Source organism: Rhodococcus sp. NPDC047139, assembly GCF_040643435.1.
In the GTDB taxonomy this organism is placed as follows: domain Bacteria; phylum Actinomycetota; class Actinomycetes; order Mycobacteriales; family Mycobacteriaceae; genus Rhodococcus.
In genome coordinates, this window is record NZ_JBEYUH010000014.1 from 91,614 (window position 1) to 113,981 (window position 22,368).

A 22,368-nucleotide genomic window follows, 5' to 3' on the forward strand; every position below is an offset into this window, starting at 1 on the left:
CCGCAGATCACCCCCGTCACGAACAGGACAATCATCCCCAGGGGTCGGGAAATGTTATCGAACCGCGACGAAAACCGTGGTCAACGCCTGATTTCCGAGGTCGTGTCCGCTTCGCCGCCGGCGCCGCGGCGCCGACGGCGCCCCCGCAGTGGGCCCGGGAGCGGGCTCGGCCGGATTCCGCTGCTGCCGCCGACAGAGGTGGTCTAGCTTGGTGAGGTCCCGCTCACACGGGACACGCACGATCGAACGGGGGTCCGATCGCCTCACCGCACAGCCGGCGGTGTCGGGTCGGCCCCTGCACGCGATGTCGGGGGACGTGCCGATCACGGCCAACATCGCTTTCGGAGGGGTCATGTCGCTGCGACAGCGTCGTCCGCAGTTGCCGACCGGAGCTTTTCCGTTGTCGTCCGCGCAACGGGCCATCTGGTTCGCCCAACAACTCGCACCCGAGGTACCGGTGTGCATCGCGCAGTATGTCGACCTGCGCGGCGCACCGGACCTGGATCTGCTGCGCCGCTGCGGATATCGCGCCGCCAACGAATTCGGGTCCGCCTATCTGCGGATCGTCGACGTCGACGACGAACCCTTCCAGTATGTCGACCCGACCCTCGCGCAGGTCCACGCGATCCCGCTGCTCGACTTCCGCGACCATCCGGACCCGATGGCCGACGCGCACGCGTGGATGACCGCCGACTACGCCACCGCGGTGGATCTGGCCAGCGACCCGCTGGTGAACATGACCCTGCTGCAGGTCGCCGACGACCGGTTCCTCTGGTACAGCCGCATCCACCACGTCGCCCTCGACGGTTTCGCGGCCATGACGATGGTCAACCGCATCGCCGCCCTGTACACCGCGGCGGTGCAGGGCCGCGAACCCGAACCGTCCCGTGCCGCCGACCTGCGCGCCCTCTACGACTGGGACCTCGAGTACCGCACCTCCGAGCGTTACCGCACCGACCGCGACTACTGGATCGAACGGGTCGCCGGCCTCGAGGACGGTTCCACCCTCGCCGAGCGCACCGCCCCCACCGGTGCGGTGTCCCGGCTGTCGAGCCGCACCCTGCCCCCGGCGCTCGTCGACGCCCTGACCGCGATGGACGACGAACCGGGCCTGTCGTCGACGGCCGCGGTGCTCGCCGCGGTCGCGTGCTATCTGGCCCGCATGACCGGCCGGGACGACGTGGTCGTCAACCTGCCGGTCTTCGCGCGCACCACCGCGGTGGCCCGCCGCTCCGGCGGCATGCTCGTCAACACCGCGCCGCTGCGTGTGCACGTCGACCCCACCGACACCCGGGCCGCGCTGACGCGGCGGGTGCAACTCGAACTCACCGGGGCGTTGCGGCACCAGCGGTTCAGCCTCGAGGACATCCGCCGCGAGACCGGCGCGGCCGGCGACCCGCACCGTTATGCCGGGCCGATGGTCAACGTGATGCTGTTCCGGCAGGAGATCCAACTCGGCGACATCACCGGCGAGTTCCACATCATGACCTCCGGGCCGGTGGAGGACCTGCTGGTCAACATCTATCAGAGCGGCAACCCCGCCCGGACCTTCCTCGACTTCCGCGGCAACCCGAACCGCTACGACGACGACGAACTGCGCACCCATCACGACCGGTTCGTGGACCTGCTCGGCGACTTCGCCCACAGCCCGCCCGACCGACCGCTCACCGCCGTGCATCCGGCCAGCCTGGCCCTGGCCGCCCAGCGCCGCCGGGCCGCCGCCGCCACCGCCTGGTGGCGCGAGCTGCTCACCGACGTCCCCGACCGGATCGAACTGCCCCCACCCGCCGCCCCCGCCGCCGATCTCGACGCGACGTTGCCGGCGGCGGCCGCGCTGCTCGCCGCCGTCGCCGACCGCGGCGACCGCGGCGACCGCGGCGACCCGCCGGGCACGCTGCGGGCGGTGCTGCACGCCGCCGTCGCCGTACTCACCGCCCGCCTGACCGACCGGACCGACACCCTCCTCGGCGTCGGCCACCGCGGCCGCGTGCTGCCGCTGCGGGTGAGCATCACCCCGGCCGAGCCGTTCACCGCGCTGGTCGCCCGGCTCCGGCGGCTGCACGAGCGTCTCACCGACCACCTCGACGTCGACCCGGCGATGCTCGCCGAGGCCGTCGAAGCCCTGCCGGTGGTGGTGCACCTCGACGAGCCGGCCGGCGCCGAGCCCGTCACCGCCGCACACCTGAGCATCGACACCACCGGCGCCGACCTGCGGATCCACACCGACACCGCCACCGCGGCCGACCTCGCGGCCCGCCTGCGCCGCGCCCTGACCGCCGTGGTCCGCGAGCCGACACTGCCGGTCGGGGACCTCCCGCTCGTCGACGAGCGGGAGCTGGCCGGGCTGCTGCCGGCGCACGGCGAACCGGCGCGCTCGGCGCAGACCCTGCCGGAGATCCTCGGCGCGGTCGCCGCGATCGTGCCGGACACCGACGCGGTGGTGTGCGGGCCGCAGCGGCTCACCTACCGGCAACTCGACGACTGGTCCAATCGGCTCGCCCGCGTCCTCGTCGACGCCGGCGCCGGGCCCGAACGGTTCGTCGCCGTGGGGATCGCCCGCTCCGTGGAATCGGTCGCCACCATCTGGGCGGTCGCCAAATCCGGGGCCGCTTTCGTGCCGGTGGACCCGAACTATCCGACCGAACGCCTCGAATACATGCTGGCCGATTCGGGCACCGTGCTGGGGGTGGCCACCCCCGCCCACCGCGACGCCCTGCCCGACACGGTGCCCTGGCTGGTGCTCGGCGATCCCGCCCTCGACGAGCGGATCGCGGCGGCGAGCGCGGCCCCGGTCACCGACGCCGATCGGCGCACCCCGCTGCAGGTCGACCATCCGGCCTATCTGATCTACACCTCCGGCTCCACCGGCCGCCCCAAGGGGGTGGTGGTGCCGCACCGTGGCCTGGCGAACCTGTCGTCGACCCTGCACACCCGGCTCACCCCATCGCGGACCGCGCGGGTGTCGCATTTCTCCTCCCCGAGTTTCGACGCGTCGATCTTCGAGTACATGACCGCCTTCGGGATCGGCGCGACCCTGGTGGTGGTGCCCGCCCATATCTACGGCGGCACCGAACTGACCGCGGTGCTGCGCGACGAGCAGGTCACCCACCTGTTCTCCACCCCGGCCGCGCTGGCCTCGGCCGACCCGACCGGTCTCGGCTGCGAGGTGGTGACGGTGGCGGGGGAGGCCTGCCCCCCGGAACTGGTGGCGCGGTGGGCGCCGGGCCGGCGCATGTACAACGCCTACGGCCCCACCGAAACCACCATCGTGTGCAACATCACCGACGCACTCGTCGCGGGTGAAGCGATCACCATCGGCCGCCCGGTGTGCGGCATCGACGAACTGATCCTCGACAATCGGCTGCATCCGGTGCCGGGTGGGGTGACCGGCGAACTGTACATCGCCGGGCCCGGGGTCACCCGCGGCTATTTCGCCCGGCCCGGCCTGACCGCCACCCGGTTCGTCGCCGACCCCTACGGCGCGCCCGGCACCCGCATGTACCGCACCGGCGACGTCACCCGCTGGAGTCCCCGCACCGATCCCACCGGCGGTGCGGGCCGGCCCCCGACGGTGGAATATCTGGGCCGCTCGGACTTCCAGGTCAAGATCCGCGGCTTCCGCATCGAACTCGGCGAGATCGACGCGGCGCTGAGCGAGCAGGACGGCATCGCCTTCGCCGTCACCCTGGGCCGCACCGCCCCCTCCGGCGAGCCGATGCTGGTGTCCTATCTGCTGCCCGAGACCGGCCACGAGCTCGACCCCGAGGCGGTACTCGCCGCGCTCGGGCAGCGGCTGCCCGCCCACATGGTGCCCGCCGCGGTCGTCGTCCTCGACGAGATCCCGCTGACCGCCGTCGGCAAACTCGACCGGGCGGCGCTACCCGAACCGGTCTTCGCCGGCACCGCCGGGGGCACCGCGTCGGCGACCGAGGCCGCCCTCGCGGCGATCTTCGCCGATCATCTCGGGGTCGCCGAGGTCGGCGTGGACGACAGCTTCTTCGACCTCGGCGGCAACTCGCTGGTCGCCACCCGCGTGGTGTCCCACATCAACGACACCTTCGGCACCGATCTGGGCGTGCGAGCGCTGTTCGAGACCGCCACCGTACGGACCCTGGCGGCGAACCTGCCCGCCGGGAACGACACCGACCGGCCCGCTCCGGCGCCGGTGCACCCGCGCCCGGAGCCCGTGCCCGTCTCCGCCGCCCAGCAACGCCTGTGGTTCGTCGACCAGCTCGACCCGACCTCCGCCTCCTACAACCTGCCGGTCGCGTTGCGGTTGCACGGCCGGCTCGACACCGCGGCGCTGGCCGCAGCGATGACCGATGTGCTCGGCCGGCACGAGGCGCTGCGCACCGTCTACCCGGCCACCGCCGCCGGCCCCGTCCAGCAGATCCTGCCCGTCGCGGCGCTGACCCCGGACCTGACCGCGACCGGCCCCACCGATCTTCGGGCCGACATCGCCGCGGTCGCCGCGACCGGCTTCGACGTCACCGTCGACCCCCCGCTGCGCATGCGCCTGTTCCGCGTCGCCGACGACGAGCACGTGCTGGTCGTGGTGGTGCACCACATCGCCGCCGACGGGGCGTCGCTGGCGCCGCTGGCCCGGGATCTGGTCACCGCCTACGCCGCCCGCGCCGCCGGCAGCGTCCCCGACTGGGCGCCGCTGCCGCTGCAGTACGCCGATTACACCCTGTGGTTCGCGGCGCTGCTCGGCGACCTCGACGACCCGACCTCCCGCGCCGCACGGCAACTCGACTACTGGCGCAAGGCCCTCGCCGGAACTCCCGAGCTGCCGACCCTGCCCACCGACCGGCCCCGCCCGGCGCAGCAATCCTTCCGCGGCGCCTCCCTGGACTTCGACCTCGACGCCACCCTGTACCGGCGGATCCGGGAGCTCGCCCACGCGCACACCGCCACCGAGTTCATGGTCGTGCACGCCGCGCTCGCGGTGCTGCTCGCCCGGCTGTCCGGCAGCGACGACATCGTCGTCGGCACCCCCGTCGCCGGGCGCGGCCACCGCCACCTCGACGACCTGGTCGGCATGTTCGTCAACACCGTCGCCCTGCGCACCGCGGTGCCCGCCGACGCGACCTTCGCCGAGTTCCTCACCGCGGTGCGCGACACCGACCTGGCGGCCTTCGCGCACGCCGACCTGCCCTACGACCGGCTCGTCGACGCGGTGCTCCCCGGCCGGTCGGCGGCCTACTCGCCGCTGTTCCAGGTGATGCTCGCCTTCGCCGACACCACCGGCGCCCACCTCGCACTGCCCGGACTCGACGTCGATATCGACGAAATCGACACGCACACCACCAAATTCGATCTGCACCTGCAGGTCACCGCGGTCGCCGACGAGACCGGCCGCACCGCGGCGCTGCACGGCACCCTCTCCTACGCCACCGACCTGTTCGAACACCCCACCGCCGCCGCCTTCGCCGAGCGGCTCGTGCGGCTGCTCACCACCGTCACCGCCGAACCCGCGACACCGGTCGGCGACATCGACCTGCTCACCGCCGCCGAACGCCGCACCGTCCTCGACACCGCGACCGCCACCACCACCGAACCCGGCCCCGCCACCACCCTGGGTGCGCTGTTCGCCGCGCAGGTCGCCGCGACCCCGCACGCCCCGGCGGTCGGCTTCGCCGGCCACACCCTCGACTACGCCGACTTCGACGCGGTCACCAACCGGCTCGCGCGGCGCCTGCTGCGCGCCGGTGCCGGCCCCGATCGGGTCGTCGCCCTGGCCGCGCCGCGCTCGGTGGAACTGCTCGTCGGCATGTACGCCATCGTCAAGACCGGCGCGGCCTATCTGCCGCTCGACCCCGAGCATCCCCCCGAACGGTTGCGGTACGTCCTCGACACCGCCAGCCCGGTCGCGGTGCTCACCACCACCGACGCGGCCGCCGCACTGCCCACCACCGCGGCCCCGACACTGCTGCTCGACGAACTCGACCTCACCGACGAATCCCCGGCGCCGATCACCGCCGCCGACCGCCCCGACCCGACCGGGGCGCATCTCGCCTACGTGATCTTCACCTCCGGGTCCACCGGCCGCCCCAAGGGGGTGGCGGTGCCGCACGCGGCGATCGTCAACCGGCTGCGGTGGATGCAGCACACCTATCCGCTGTCGAACACCGACCGGGTGGTGCAGAAGACCCCCGCCACCTTCGACGTGTCGGTCTGGGAGTTCTTCTGGCCGCTGCAGGTCGGCGCACAGCTGGTCGTCGCCGCCCCCGGCGGGCACCGCGATCCCGGCTATCTGCTGCGCCTGTTCGACGAGCAGCAGATCACCGTCGCGCACTTCGTGCCGTCGATGCTCGCGGTGTTCGTCGACGCGCTGAGTGAACACCCGCACCGCGGCCGGTCGCTGCGCCACGTGTTCGCCTCCGGGGAAGCCCTGCCCGCCGAGACCGCCGCGGCGCTGCGCGCCGCGCTGCCGCGCACCGCCCTGCACAATCTGTACGGGCCCACCGAGGCCGCGGTCGACGTGACCGCCTGGACCACCGGCGACGCCGACGCCGGGGCGGTACCCATCGGGTATCCGGTGTGGCACACCCGCACCTATGTGCTCGACGCGCGGCTGCATCCGGTACCCGCCGGTGCGGCCGGCGAACTGTATCTGGCCGGCGTCCAGCTCGCCCGCGGCTATCTCCACCGGCCGGGCCTGACCGCCGACCGGTTCGTCGCCGATCCGTTCGGGGCGCCGGGGGAGCGGATGTACCGCACCGGGGATCTGGCCGCCCGCCGCGCCGACGGCGCCCTGATGTACATGGGGCGCACCGACTTCCAGGTCAAGATCCGCGGGCTGCGCATCGAGCTCGGCGAGATCGAACATCTGCTGCGCAGCCGCGACGAGATCGGGCAGGCGGTGGTGCTCGTCCAGCACGGCGCCGACGACCGGCTCACCGGCTATCTCGTGCCCCGCCCGGGCGCGAGCATCGACACCGCCGTGGTCGTCGCCGAGCTCGCCACCCAGCTGCCCGACTACATGGTGCCCGCCGCCCTGGTGGTGCTCGACGCGCTGCCCATCGGCCCGAACGGCAAACTCGACCGGGCCGCGCTGCCGGCCCCACCGGCCCCGGCGCCCACCGGCTACCGGAACCCGCGCACCCCCACCGAACAACTCGTCGCCACCGTCTTCGCCGACCTGCTCGCCGTCGACCGCGTCGGCGCCGACGACCACTTCCTCGATCTCGGGGGCACCTCGTTGCTCGCGATGCGGGTGGCCGCGCGGCTCGCCGCCGCCACCGGCGGCGAGGTCGGTATCCGGGACGTCTTCGACCATCCGGTCGTCGCCGATCTCGCTGCCCATCTCGACCGGCCGGGCCGGGTCGGCGCCGACCGCGGCGCCCCCGTGGCCGGACCACGCCCGGACCCGATCCCGCTGTCCCCGGCGCAGCAGCGCATGTGGTTCATCAACCAGTTCGACACCACCTCCCCGGCCTACAACATCGCCGTCGCGTTGCGGCTGTCCGGCGATCTCGACCAGGTCGCGTTGCAGCACGCGATCGGCGACGTGCTCGGCCGGCACGAATCGCTGCGCACCCGCTATCCGCTCACCGACGACGGTCCCGTGCAGGTCGTGCTGCCCGCCGCGGCCGCCGTCCCCGACCTGGCGGTGCTCACCGTCGACGACGGCACCGACCTCGACACCGCCCTGGCCCCGATCCTGGGCACCGGTTTCGATGTGGCCACCGAGATCCCCCTCCGGATCCGGGTGCTCACCCTGTCCGACCGCGAGCACGTGCTCGCGGTGGTCGTGCACCACATCGCCGCCGACGGCTTCTCCATGGGTCCGCTGGCCCGCGACGTGATCGCCGCCTACAGCGCCCACCACGGCGGCCGGCCCCCGCAGTGGGCGCCGCTGCCGGTGCAGTATGTCGACTACACCCTCTGGCAGCATCGGGTGCTCGGCGACGACACCGATCCCGACTCGCTGGCCGCCGCCCAGCTGCGGTTCTGGCGGCAGACCCTCGACGGCGCCCCCGACCTGCTCGAACTGCCCCTCGACCGGCCGCGCCCGGTGCAGCCGTCGCGGCGCGGCGCCCGCATCCCGTTCACCCTCGACGCCGCCGCGCACCGGCGGCTGCTCGACCTCGCCCGCACCCACGACGCGTCGGTGTTCATGCTGGTGCACGCCGCGCTGACGGTGCTGCTCGCCCGGCTGTCCGGCAGCGACGACATCGTCGTCGGCACCCCCGTCGCCGGCCGCGGCCACCGGGTCCTCGACGACCTGGTGGGCATGTTCGTCAACACCGTGGTGCTGCGCGCCCGCATCGACGACGACGAGCCGTTCACCGCGCTGCTCGCCCGGCTCCGCAGCGACGACCTGACCGCCTTCGGGCACACCGATGTGCCCTTCGAACGGCTCGTCGAGGTCCTCGACCCGCCGCGCTCGACCGCCTACACCCCGCTGTTCCAGGTCCTGCTCGAATTCCAGGACACCGAACGGCCCGAGATCGCGCTGCCCGATCTGACCGTCACCGCCCTCGACCTGGACCCGGCGCTGGCGCTGTTCGACCTGCAACTGTCCATCGCCGAAATCACCGACGCCGATGGCCCCGCCGGCATCCGCGCCGCCTTCACCTATGCCACTGACCTGTTCGACGCCGCCACCATCACCTCCTTCGCCGACCGTTTCGTCCGCATCGTCGACGCCGTCACCGCGGCCCCGCACGCCCCGGTCGGCGGCATCGACATCGTCACCGAGCGGGAACTGGCCGATCTGACCCCGGCGCGCGGCCTGCCGCCGGTCTCGCCGCAGCTGTGGCCGGAACTGCTGACCTCCGTCGCGGCGATCCTGCCCGACGCGGTCGCGTTGAGCTTCGCCGACCGGCAGATCACCTACGCCGAACTCGACAGCTGGTCCACCCGGCTGGCGCGGCTGCTCATCGACGCCCGGATCGGACCGGAAACCGTTGTCGCCCTGGCCCTGACCCGCTCACCCGAATCGGTGGCGGTGGTGTGGGCGGTGACCAAGACCGGGGCGGCGTTCGTGCCCGTCGACCCGGCCTATCCACCCGAACGGGTGAGCTACATGCTCACCGACAGCGCCGCCGCCGTCGGGATCACCACCGCCGCGCACCGACCCGCACTGCCCGCGCAGCTGCCGTGGCTGGTGCTCGACGACCCCGAGATCGCCGAGCGGATCACCGCCACCGACGCCGCCCCGATCACCGACGCCGACCGCACCACCGCCCTGCACTTCGACCATCCGGCCTATCTGATCTACACCTCCGGCTCCACCGGCCGCCCCAAAGGGGTGGTCGTCACCCACCGCGGCATGACCAATCTCAACGCCGAGGTGCGCAGCCACTTCACCATCACCCACCACGCCCGTGTCTCGCACCTGGCGTCGCCGAGCTTCGACGCGTCGATCTTCGAGTTCACCAAGGCGTTCTGCGCCGGCGCCACCCTGGTGATCGTGCCGCCGGACGTCTACGGCGGCGACGAACTCGCCCGGCTGCTGCGCACCGAGAAGGTCACCCACGCCTTCATCACCCCCACCGCCCTGGCGTCCCTCGACCCGACCGGCCTCGACGACCTCGAGGTGCTCGTCGTCGCCGGGGAGGCCTGCCCCCCGGAACTGGTGGCCCGCTGGGCCCCGGGCCGGCGCATGTTCAACGGGTACGGCCCCTCCGAGGCCACCATCGAAACCAGCGTCAGCGCACCCCTGCACGCCGGCTACACCGTCACCGTCGGCGCCCCCGCCATCGGCTTCCACCAGGTGGTCCTCGACGACCGGCTGCGGCCGGTGCCGGTCGGGGTGGCCGGGGAGCTGTACATCGCCGGGGCCGGGGTGGCCCGCGGCTATCACCGCCGCCCCGACCTGACCGCCGCCCGGTTCGTCGCCGACCCCTACGGCCACGCCGGCGAACGCATGTACCGCACCGGGGACGTGGTGCGCTGGCGGCACGACGGCACCATCGAGTATCTCGGCCGCTCCGACTTCCAGGTCAAGGTACGAGGCTTCCGCATCGAACTCGGTGAGATCGACGCCGCCCTCACCGCACACGACACGGTCGCCTTCGCGCACACCATCGGGCACACCGCCCCGAGCGGCGACACCGTCCTGGTGTCCTACGTGCTGCCCGACAGCACCGGGGGGTCCGGCACCGCCGATCCGCGGGCGTTGCGCGCCTGGGCCGCCGCCCGCCTGCCCGCCCACATGGTGCCCGCCACCGTGGTGGTGCTCGACGAACTGCCGCTGACCCCGGTCGGCAAACTCGACCGCCGCGCCCTGCCGGTGCCCGACCTGACCCGCCCCGCCGGCGACTACCGGGCCCCGAGCACCGATCTCGAAGCCACCATCGCCGGCGTCGTCGCCGACACCCTCGGCCACCCACAGGTCTCCGTCGACGACAACTTCTTCGAACTCGGCGGCAACTCGCTGATCGCCACCCGCGTCGTCGCCCGCCTGAACACCGCCCTCGGCACCGACGCCGGGGTCCGCGCCCTGTTCGAGGCCCCCACCGTGCGGGCGCTGGCCACCCGGATCCTCGACGACCACGGCGGCCACGATCAGGTGCCGCTGGTGGCCACCGACCGCCCCGAGCGGCTACCCCTGTCCCCGGCGCAGCAACGCATGTGGTTCGTCAACCAGTTCGACACCACCTCCGCCGCCTACAACATTCCCCTGGCCATCCGGCTGACCGGCCGGCTCGACAACGCCGCGCTGACCGCCGCGGTCCGCGACGTGCTCGACCGGCACGAGAGCCTGCGCACCTGGTATCCCGGCGACGAGCACGGCCCGCGGCAGGTGGTCGTCGCCACCGACACGGTCGTCCCCCTCCTCGACGCGCAGCCGCTCACCGACGCGGACCTGCCCGCCGCGCTCGGCGACTTCGTCGGCGCCGGCTTCGATGTCGCCGCCGCGGTGCCGCTGCGGATCCGGTTGTGGCGCCTCGACGACCACACCCACCTGCTGGCGGTGGTGGTGCATCACATCGCCGCGGACGGCGCCTCCATGGCGCCCCTGGCCCGCGACCTGATGCTCGCCTACACCGCCCGCAGCGGCGGGCAGGCACCGGCGTGGGTGCCGCTGCCGGTGCAGTACGCCGACTACGCCCTGTGGCAACGCCGCCTGCTCGGCGACCCGGACGACCCGCACTCCCTGGCCGCCGGCCAGTTGCGTTTCTGGCGCGACACCCTCGCCGACGCCCCGGATCTGCTGCCGCTGCCCACCGACCGGCCCCGCCCCACCCAGCGCAGCTTCCGCGGCGGCCTGCACCGGTTCACCGTGCCCGCCGCGGTGTACCGGCGGCTCACCGCGCTCGCCACCGACCACGACACCACCGTGTTCATGGCCGTGCACGCGGTGTTCGCGGCGCTGCTGGCCCGCCTGACCGGCACCGGTGACATCGTCATCGGCTCCCCGGTGGCCGGCCGCGGCCACCGCGCCCTCGACGATCTGGTCGGCATGTTCGTCAACACCGTGGTGCTGCGCACCCCCGTCGACGGAGGACTGTCGTTCACCGACCATCTGCGCCGCACCCGCGAGATCGACCTCGCCGCCTTCGGCCACACCGAACTGCCCTTCGAAACCCTCGTCGACGTCCTCGCCCCGGCCCGCGAGATCGACCGGTCCCCGTTGTTCCAGGTGGTGCTCGAATACGGCAACACCGACCCGGCCCGGCTGGTGCTGCCCGACCTCGAGGTTCAGGCCCTCGACGCGGACCTGCCGGTCGCCAAGTTCGATCTGCAACTGACCCTGCTCGACACCCCGGCATCGGACGGCGCCGGGCCCGGCGGCATGGACGCGGCGTTCACCTACGCCACCGACCTGTTCGACGAGGCCACCGTCGCGGGGTTCACCGAGCGCCTGCTGCGGCTGCTCGACGCCGTCACCACCGACCCGCACCGGCCCATCGGCGACGTCGACCTGCTCACCGCCGCCGAACGCCCCACCGCACCGGCCCCGGCGCGGCCGGCCACCGCCACCCTGCTCGACCTCTACACCCGCGGCGCCGCACTCGACCCGGCCGCGGTGGCCGTCACGGCCACCGACGGCACCCTGAGCTACACCGAACTCACCGACCGGGTGCACCGGCTCGCCCGGCTGCTCGTCGAGCACGGCGCCGGCCCGGACCGGCTCGTCGCGGTCGCCCTGCCCCGCAGCACCGACCTGATCGTCGCGCTGCTCGCGGTCCTGCACAGCGGCGCCGGTTATCTGCCCATCGACGTCGCCTTCCCCCCGGACCGGCTGGCCTACATGTTCGACGACGCCGCCCCGGTGTGCCTGCTCACCACCGCCGAGCACGCCGCCGCGTTGCCCGCCCACACCCCGCCGATCGTGGATCTGCAGGCCCCGGCCGTGCAGACCCGCCTCGCCGAACTGCCCGCCGATCCGGCGGGTCTGCCACCGGTGTCGGCGGAGGCGACCGCCTACGTCATCTACACCTCCGGGTCCACCGGCCGCCCCAAGGGGGTGGTGGTGCCGCACCGCACCGTCGTGACGCTGCTCGCCGACACCCGCGAGATGTTCGGCTTCGACGCCCACGACGTGTGGACACTGTTCCACTCCTACGCCTTCGACTTCTCGGTGTGGGAGATGTGGGGGGCGCTCGCCCACGGCGGCCGGCTCGTCGTCGTCGACTACCACACCGCCCGCAACCCCGGCGACTTCCTCGCCCTGCTGCGCCGCGAACAGGTCACCGTCCTCAACCAGACCCCCACGGCCTTCTACCAGCTCATCGACGCCGACCGGGCCGCCGGGACCGAGCTGCCCGCCCTGCGCTGGGTGATCTTCGGTGGGGAAGCGCTCGACTTCGCCCAGCTCGACCGCTGGTACCGCCGCCACGACGACACCGCCCCGACGCTGGTGAACATGTACGGCATCACCGAGACCACCGTGCACGTCACCGCCCGCCCCCTGACCCGGGAGCCGGCCGCCCACGCGTCGGCGAGCCTGATCGGGGCGCCGCTGCCGGCGTTGCGGCTGCACATCCTCGACACCCGGCTGCATCCGGTGCCCACCGGGGTGATCGGCGAACTCTACGTCGCCGGGGCACAACTGTCGCGCGGCTATCACCGCCGCCCCGACCTGACCGCCGCCCGGTTCGTCGCCGACCCGCACGGCCGGCCCGGCGACCGGCTCTACCGCACCGGGGATCTGGCCCGCCGCACCCGCGACGGGGACATCGAATATCTCGGCCGCGCCGACTTCCAGGTGCAGATGCGCGGCTACCGCATCGAACTCGGCGAGATCGAAGCGGCGCTGCTGCGCGCCCCGGGGGTCGCGCGCGCAGTGGTCGTGGTGCACCGCGACGACACCACCGGCTCCGACCGGCTGGTCGGCTACGTCGTCCCCGAGGACGGCCACGACCTCGATGTCGACGCCGTCCTCGACCGCGCGTCCGGGGACCTCGCCGCCTACATGCTCCCCGCCACGCTGGTGGTGCTCGACGCGTTGCCGGTCACCGCGACCGGCAAACTCGACCGGCGTGGGCTGCCCGCCCCGGACTTCGCGGCCCGCACCACCGCCTCCCGCGCCCCGGCGCGCGGCCCCGAAACCATCCTGGTCGACCTGTTCGCCCAGGTCCTGGGTGTGCCGACGGTGGGGGTGGACGATTCGTTCTTCGCGCTCGGCGGCGACTCGATCATGTCCATCCAACTGGTTTCCCGCGCCAAGGCGGCCGGTGTGGACCTGACGCCGCGGGATGTCTTCGAACACAAGACCCCGGCCGCGCTGGCCGCGGTCGTCGGTACCCACGCCCCCGCCGAGGTGCTCACGGAACTGCCCGGCGGGGGAGTCGGGGACATGCCGCTGCCGCCGATCGCGCACTGGATGCTCGACCGCGGCGGCAGCATCGGCCGCTACTCGCAGGCGCTGCTGCTGCGTCTGCCCACCGGCCTGGACGCGGCGACCCTGCACGCGATCGTCGCCGCGGTCCTCGACCGGCACGACATGCTGCGGGTGCGGCTGGTGCCGGCCCCGGACACCCCCGGCGGGTATCTGCTGCACGTCCCGGCCCCCGGCAGCGTCGACGTCGGCACCGTCGTGCACCGGGTGCCGGTGACCAGCGCCGCCGACAGCGACGACTTCTTCGCCCTGGCCGCCGCCGAACTCGACGCCGCCGCCGATCGTCTCGATCCGGGCACCGGCACCGTGGTGCAACTGGTGTGGTTCGACGCGACCAGCGGCGCCGGCCGGCTGCTGGTGGTGATCCACCATCTCGCCGTGGACGGCGTGTCCTGGCGCATCCTCGTGCCCGACCTGGCCGCCGCGTGGGCCGCCGCGCTGGCCGCTCCCGCCCCGGCCGCGCCGCTACTGCCCCCACCGGCCGGCACCAGCGTGCGCCGCTGGGCGCACGCGCTGCACGACGCCGCGCACGACCCCGAGCGGCTCCGCGAACTCGACTACTGGCGCGCGGTGCTCGACGGCACCGACCCGCCGCTGGGCCGGCGCCCCTTCGACCCGGCCCGCGACACCAACGCCACCGTCACCACCCTCGCCACCGAACTGCCGACCGCCGTCACCGAGGCGCTGCTGACCGCGGTACCGGCCGCCTTCCACGGCAACCCCGACCACGGGCTGCTCACCGCGCTCGCCCTGGCGGTCGCGGCCTGGCGCCGCGACCGCGGCCAGGACCCCGGCTCCCTGCTGCTCAACCTCGAGGGGCACGGCCGCGACAGCACCGCCGCCGCCGGCGCCGACCTCGCCGCCACCGTCGGCTGGTTCACCACCATCCATCCGCTGCGGCTCGACCTGACCGGCATCGACCTCGACGACGCGCTCACCGCCGGCCCGGCCGCCGGCCGCGCCGTCAAGACCGTCAAGGAACACCTCGCCGCCGTCCCCGACCACGGCACCGGCTACGGGCTGCTGCGCTATCTCAACCACGACACCGCCACCCATCTCGCCGACCGGCCCGGCCCGCAGCTGAGCTTCAACTATCTCGGCCGACCCACCGCCGGGATCACCGACACCGACACCCCCTGGCTGCCCATCGACAGCTTCCCCCGCGGCGGCGCGCAGAGCCCGGACATGCCCGCCGCGGCGGTGATCGACATCAACGCCGTCACCGCCGACACCCCCACCGGGCCGGTGCTGCGGGTGCACTGGTCGTATCCGGCCGGGCTGCTCACCGACGCCGACATCACCGCCCTGGCCGGCCACTTCGGCACTGCTGCGACCGCCCTGACCCGGCACACCCGCAGCCCGCACGCCGGTGGCCTGACCCCCTCGGACCTGCCGCTGGTGCACCTCGACCAGGACCTCATCGAACGCCTCGAACAGCGCTACGGGCAGCTCGACACGGTGTGGCCGACGGCGCCGCTGCAATCCGGCCTGCTCTTCCACGCCCTGCTCGCCGGCGACCGGCCCGACGCGTACATCGTGCAGCTGGTGCTCGATCTGCGCGGCGAGGTCGACCCCGGCCGGATGCGGCGGGCGCTGCAGCTGCTGCTCGACCGGCATCCGGCGCTGCGGGCAGCGTTCCCCGCCACCGGGGACGGGCATGTGCAGGTGATCCCCACCCATGTGGAGGTGCCGTTCACCGTCGCCGACACCGGCGACGACCCCGACCCGGACGATGCGGCCGCGCAACTGCTCGCCCTGGACCGGCGCACCCGCTTCGACACCGAGACCGCGCCGCTGCTGCGCGCGACGGTGGTGCACACCGGCCCGGGCCGGCACCTGCTCGCGCTGACGAATCATCACCTGCTGCTCGACGGCTGGTCCACCCCGGTGCTGATCCGCGAGCTGCTCGTGCTCTACGCCACCGACGGCGAGCTGCGGGCGCTGCCGGCGGCACCGCACTACGGCAGCTATCTGGCCTGGCTCGCCGACCGCGACCGCAACGCCTCCCTCGACGCCTACCGGCACGCCCTGGCCGGTGTCGACGAACCGACCCTGCTCGCCCCGCAGCATCGGCCCGGCACCACCACCGGCATCTCCGAGGACCTCGACGTCGAGCTGGGCGCCGCTCTGTCGGTGCGTCTGCACGACACCGCCGCCGACCGCGGCATCACCGTCAACACCCTGGTGCAGACCGCCTGGGGGGTGGTGCTCGGCGCGCTCACCGGCCGCACCGACGTGGTGTTCGGGGCGACCGTGTCCGGCCGGCCCCCGCAGATCCCCGGGATCGAGGCGATGGTCGGGTTGTTCATCAACACCGTCCCGGTGCGCATCACCGTCCGGCCCGGCGACACCGTCGGCACGCTCGTCGACCGCGTCCAGGCCGAACAGGTCGCCCTGCTCGACCACCACCATCTCGACCTGGGCACCCTCGACCGGGAACTCGGCGCCGCCGTCCGCTTCGACACCCTGACCGTCTTCGAGTCGTATCCGGTCGAACGCGCCGGGCTCGACAGCGACACCGACCTCGGCGGGATGCGCGTCGCCGACATCACCGGCCGCGACGCCGCGCACTATCCGCTGTCGGTGGTCGTGCACACCGACGACGCGGTGCACCTGCGGCTGAAGTACCTGCCGGAGGTCTTCGGCCACGACGACGTCACCGGCATCGCCGGGCGCATCACCGCCGTGCTCGACGCCGTGACCGGCGACCCGGCCACCCCGGTCACCGCGCTGCCGACGCTCACCGCCGCCGAACGGGCGGCGCTGCGTCCGGTGCACGGACCCGCCGGCGGCAGTGAGCTGACCCTGCCGCACCTGCTCACCGCGACCGCCGCCGCGTACCCGGACGAGCCGGCGCTGCGTGAGGGATCGCGCACCGTCACCTACCGGGACCTCGACGAGCGGTCCACCCGGCTGGCGCGGGTGCTGCGCGCCCACGGCGCCGGCCCGGAAACGTTCGTCGCGCTCGGCATCGCCCGCTCGATCGAGTCGGTGACCGCGATGTGGGCGATCACCAAGAGCGGGGCGGCGTTCGTGCCGGTGGATCCGCACTATCCGGCCGAGCGGGTGGCGTTCATGCTCGACGACTGTGGTGCCGCCTTCGGGGTGACCACCGGCGCGCACCGCCCGCAGCTGCCCGACACGGTGCCGTGGCTGCTGCTCGACGACCTCGACCCGACCGTCCCGGACGGCGCCGCCGACCACCCGGCCGCGGTGCGGCTCGATCACCCCGCCGCGGTGCGGCTCGACCACCCCGCCTACCTGATCTACACCTCCGGTTCCACCGGCCGGCCGAAAGGGGTGCTCACCACCCACCGCAGCCTCGACAATTTCGCCCGCGACCAGCGCGCCCGGTTCGGCGGCGGCCCGGGCGCGAAGGTCATGCACGTCTCGTCGCCGAGCTTCGACGCCTCGATCTTCGAATATCTGCTCGCCTTCGGTACCGGCGCCACCCTCGTCGTGGTGCCCCCGCACGTCGTCGGCGGCGCCGAACTCGGCCGGGTGCTCCGTGACCAGCAGGTCACCCACGGGTTCATCACCCCCGCCGCGCTGGCCTCCCTCGACCCGGCCGATCTGACCGCCTTCACCGACCTCGCCGTCGGCGGCGAGGCCTGGCCGGCGGACCTGCAGACCGTGTGGGCACCCGGACGGCGCCTCGTCGACGCCTACGGCCCCACCGAGGCCACGATCATGGCCGCGATCAGCGACCCGCTCACCGTCGACGACCCGCTGACCCTGGGCGGTCCGCTGCGCGGGGTGCACGCCGTCGTGCTGGACCCGGCGCTGCGGCCGGTGCCGTTCGGGGTGCCCGGGGAACTGTATCTCGCCGGCTGGGGCCTCGCCCGCGGCTATCACGCCCGGCCCGGGCTCACCGCCGCCCGGTTCGTCGCCGACCCCTACGGCCACGCCGGGGAACGGATGTACCGCACCGGGGATCTGGTGCGCTGGGTCGGTGACCTCGAAGCCGGGGATCTGCGGATCGAGTACATCGGCCGCACCGACTTCCAGATCAAGATCCGCGGGTTCCGCGTCGAACTCGGCGAGATCGACGCGGTGCTCGCCGCGCACCCGAGCGTCGGGTTCGCGGTGACGGTCGCGCATCCCGCCCCGAGCGGGGAGACCGTCCTCGTCGCCCACCTCCATCCCGCCCCCGGCACCGAGATCGACCCTGCTCAGCTGAAACAGCATGTCGCCGAACACCTTCCGTCGCACATGGTGCCCACCGTGGTGAGTGTGCTCGACGAGATCCCGCTGACCCCGGTCGGCAAACTCGACCGCGCCGCCCTGCCGGCCCCCGAACTCGGCGGCGACCGGGACCATCCGGCTCCCACCGACCCCCTCGAAGCCCTGCTCGCCGCCGAACTCGGCGAGGTGCTCGGCATCGACCGACTCGGCGTCGACGACAACTTCTTCGATCTCGGCGGCAACTCGCTGCTCGCCACCCGCGCGGTGGCCCGCCTCGGCGATCGGCTCGGCCGCCCGGTGCCGGTGCGCACCCTGTTCGACGCCCCCACCGTCGCCGCGCTCGCCGCCCGGCTCGCGGACCGGCCCGCCGCCGGGGACCGCGACAGCGCGGACACCGGCCCACAACTCGGGCCGGTCGCCGCACCCCGCCCGCAGCACGTGCCGCTGTCCCCGGCGCAGCAACGCCTGTGGTTCATCAACCAGTTCGACCCGACCTCCGCCGCCTACAACATCCCCCTCGCCATCCGGCTGTCCGGGCATCTGTCCCCGGCCGCGCTCGGCGCCGCCCTGCACGATCTGCTCGCCCGGCACGAGAGCCTGCGCACCGTCTATCCGGCGTCCGCGGCCGGACCGCACCAACGCATCCTCGCCGCCGCCGACGCCCCCCTCCCGCTCGATGTGGTGCCGGCCGACGAGGACAGCGTGCACACCGCCATCGCCGACTTCCTCGGCGGCGGCTTCGACGTCACCGTCGACATCCCGGTGCGGGCGAGGGTGTTCTCCTTCGACCGCGACGACCACCTCGCCGTGCTCGTCGTGCACCACATCGCCGCCGACGGCGGCTCCACCGGCCCGCTCGCCCGCGACCTGATGATCGCCTACGCCGCCCGCAGCCGCGGCGAACCCCCGGCCTTCCCCCCGCTGCCGGTGCAGTACGCCGACTACACCCTGTGGCAACTCGACCGGCTCGGCGACCCCGCCACCCCCGGCAGCCTCGCCGCCGACCAGAGCGCCTACTGGCGCGAGCGCCTCACCGGGCTACCCGAGGTGCTCACCCTGCCCACCGACCGGCCCCGCCCGCCGCAGCAGTCCTTCCGCGGCGACATCACCCGCTTCACCGTCGACGCCGACCTGCTCACCCGGCTGCAGCGGCTCGCCGCCGAACACCACAGCACCGTGTTCATGACCGTGCACGCCGCCTTCGCGGTGCTGCTCGCCCGGCTGTCCGGCAGCGACGACATCGCCGTCGGCACCCCGGTCGCCGGCCGCGGCCACCGCGCCCTCGACGACCTGGTCGGCATGTTCGTCAACACCGTCGTGCTGCGCACCCCGGTGCCCGCGCAGACCGGCTTCGCGGACCTGCTCGACGCGGTCACCGACCGCGACCTCGACGCCTTCGACCACGCCGACCTGCCCTTCGACCGGGTCGTCGAGACCCTCGCCCCGACCCGCTCGACCGCGCACTCACCGCTGTTCCAGGTCTCCCTCGAATTCCACACCGCCGAACTGCCCGCGGTGGAACTGCCGCATCTGAGCGTGCGCGGGGTCTCCCTCGATCCGACGGTGTGCAACTTCGACCTCGAACTGCTCGTCGGACAGAACCCCGAGGGCGGCCTCGACGCGGCCTTCGTCTACGCCACCGACCTGTTCGACGCCGCCACCGTGCACGCATTCGCCGACCGGTTCGTCCGGCTCCTGCACGCGATCACCGACACCCCGCACCGCCCGGTCGGCGATCTCGACCTGCTCACCGACACCGAACACGCCGCGCTGGTGCCCGCCCGTGGACCGGCCCCCGAACCGGCGCTGGTGTGGCCGCACCTGCTCGACACCGCCGTGGCCACCGCCCCCGAGACCGTCGCGGTCACCGACGGAACCCAGGCCCTGTCCTATCGCGAACTCGACGCCCGCGCGAACCGGCTGGCGCGGCTGCTGCTCGCCCGCGGCGCCGGACCCGAGCAGGTCGTCGCCCTGGCGATTCCCCGCTCGCCGGAGTCGATCACCGCCGTGTGGGCCACCGTCCGCAGCGGCGCGGCGTTCGTACCGGTCGATCCCACCTATCCCGCCGAGCGCATCGCGTTCATGCTCGACGACAGCGCCGCCCGCATCGGCATCACCGTCGCCGCGCACCGGCCCGCGCTGCCCGACGAGGTGGACTGGCTCGTCCTCGACGACCTCGATCCGACCGCCGGCTCGGCGGCCGCGATCGGCGACGCCGACCGGCCGGCCCCGCTGCGCCCGGACCATCCCGCCTACCTGATCTACACCTCCGGCTCCACCGGCCGCCCGAAAGGTGTGGCCGTCACCCACCGCGGCCTGGCCTCCCTCGCCCGCGAGGAACGCGACCGGTTGCAGGTCACCCCGGACGCGCGCGTGTCGCACCTGGCGTCGCCGAGCTTCGACGCGTCGATCTTCGAGCAGATGATGGCGCTGTGCGCCGCCGCGACCCTGGTGATCGTGCCGCCGCAGGTCTACGGCGGCGACGACCTCGCCGCGGTGCTGCGCGCGCAGCGGGTCACCCACGCGTTCATCACCCCGACGGCGCTGGCCTCCCTGGATCCGCCCACCGTCCCCGACCTGCACACCCTGCTCGTCGCCGGGGAAGCGCTCCCACCCGAGCTGGTGGCCCGGTGGGCCGGCACCCACCGGGTCTTCGACGCCTACGGCCCCACCGAGGCGACCATCATGACCTCCCTGGGGGCGCCGCTGCAGGTCGGGGAGCCCGTCACCATCGGCACCCCCAGCCGCGGCTTCACCGCCCTGGTGCTCGATGCGCGGCTGCGGCCCGTGCCGGTCGGGGTGGCCGGGGAACTGTACGTCGCCGGGCCGGGTCTGGCCCGCGGCTATCACGCCCGCCCCGCGCTGACCGCCGCGCGGTTCGTGCCCGACCCCACCGGGGCGGGGGAGCGGATGTACCGCACGGGCGATCTGGTGCGCTGGACCGCCGACCACCGGCTCGACTTTGTCGGCCGCACCGACTTCCAGATCAAGATCCGCGGCTTCCGGGTCGAACTCGGCGAGATCGACGCCGCCCTCACCGCCCACCCCCAGGTGGTCTTCGCGCACACCCTCGGGCACACCGCCCCGTCCGGGCAGCAGGTGCCGGTGTCCTACATCCGTCTCGCCCCCGCCGCGGCCGCCACCGCCGCGGACGTGAAAACGTTCGTCGCGCAGCATCTTCCGCCGCACATGGTGCCGGCGGTGATCACCGTTGTCGACACCGTGCCGCTCACCCCGGCCGGCAAACTCGACCGCGACGCACTGCCGGCCCCGGACTTCGCCGCCCCCGCCGGCAGCTACCGCGCCCCGGTCACCGAGCTCGAAGAACTCGTCACCGCCGCGTTCGCCGAACATCTCGGCCTCGACCGCGTCGGCACCGACGACGACTTCTTCGACCTCGGCGGCACCTCGCTGCTCGCCACCCGGCTGCTGCCGGCGCTCGGGGAACGCCTCGGCCGCCGGGTGCCGATCGCCGCGATCTTCACCCATCCCACCCCGGCGGAACTGGCCGCCGCGCTCGGCAGCGCCGACCCCGGTGCCGCCGACGTCGACGACGCCTTCCGGGTGCTCCTACCGCTGCGCCCCGGCACCGGCCCCGCCCTGTTCTGCATCCACCCCGCAGCCGGGTTGGCCTGGCCCTACAGCACGCTCGCGCACCGCCTCGACGACGACCGGCCCGTCTACGGGCTGCAACTGCCCACCCTGTCCGGCGGTGCCCGCCACGACACCGTCACCGCGTTGGCCCGCCACTACGTGCGCGAGATCGTCCGCGTGCAACCGCACGGGCCCTACCACCTGCTCGGCTGGTCCCTCGGCGGTGTCGTCGCACAAGCCGTCGCCGTCGAACTGCGCCGCGCCGGTGCACTCGTCGACACCCTCGCCCTGCTCGACAGCCACCTCACCGTCGGGGCCGCACCGGCGATCGGCACCCGCGAGATGCTGCGCGATCTCGGGCTCGCCGTCGACGGCACCACCCCGAGCTTCGCCGACGCCGCCGCCGCGCTCGACGAGGCGTTCGGCGGCGGCACCGGCCTGACCGCCGGGCACCTCGAACGGCTCGCCGCCGGTTCCACCGACACCACCCGCGCCGTGCGGCGGCACGAACCGGACATCTTCGACGGGGACGCGTTGTTCTTCACCGCCGCCCGCTCGGAGGCCCCGACCCCGGCGGTGGCGGCCTGGCACAACGTGATCGCGGGGGAGATCCACCAGTACCGGCTCGACTGCGACCACCACGAGATGGTCACCGACCCGGCGGTCGAGACGATCGTCGCGGTGCTCGCGGCACGGCTGAGCGAGAGCGACGCGGCGGTGCGCCGCTGGACGCATCCCGAGGTGCAGGCGGCCGGACGCAACGGGCACCACCGCCCCTGACCCCACTGCTA

Annotated in this window: 1 protein-coding gene; it reads left to right on the forward strand. The window is 73.6% G+C overall.

Translation table 11 applies throughout. From position 1 onward, the window contains the following. Window positions 1–352 precede the first annotated feature (352 nt). Window positions 353–22,357 carry a non-ribosomal peptide synthase/polyketide synthase gene (locus ABZ789_RS17630; protein ID WP_358426147.1) on the forward strand — a complete coding sequence of 7,335 codons (22,005 nt, stop codon included), beginning with the start codon at window positions 353–355 and terminating at the stop codon, window positions 22,355–22,357. The last annotated feature ends 11 nt before the right edge of the window (window positions 22,358–22,368 follow it).

Bases quoted from the DNA above. Each gene is read 5' to 3' on its own strand.
- ABZ789_RS17630 (WP_358426147.1), top strand. From the start codon at position 353: ATGTCGCTGCGACAGCGTCGTCCGCAGTTGCCGACCGGAGCTTTTCCG.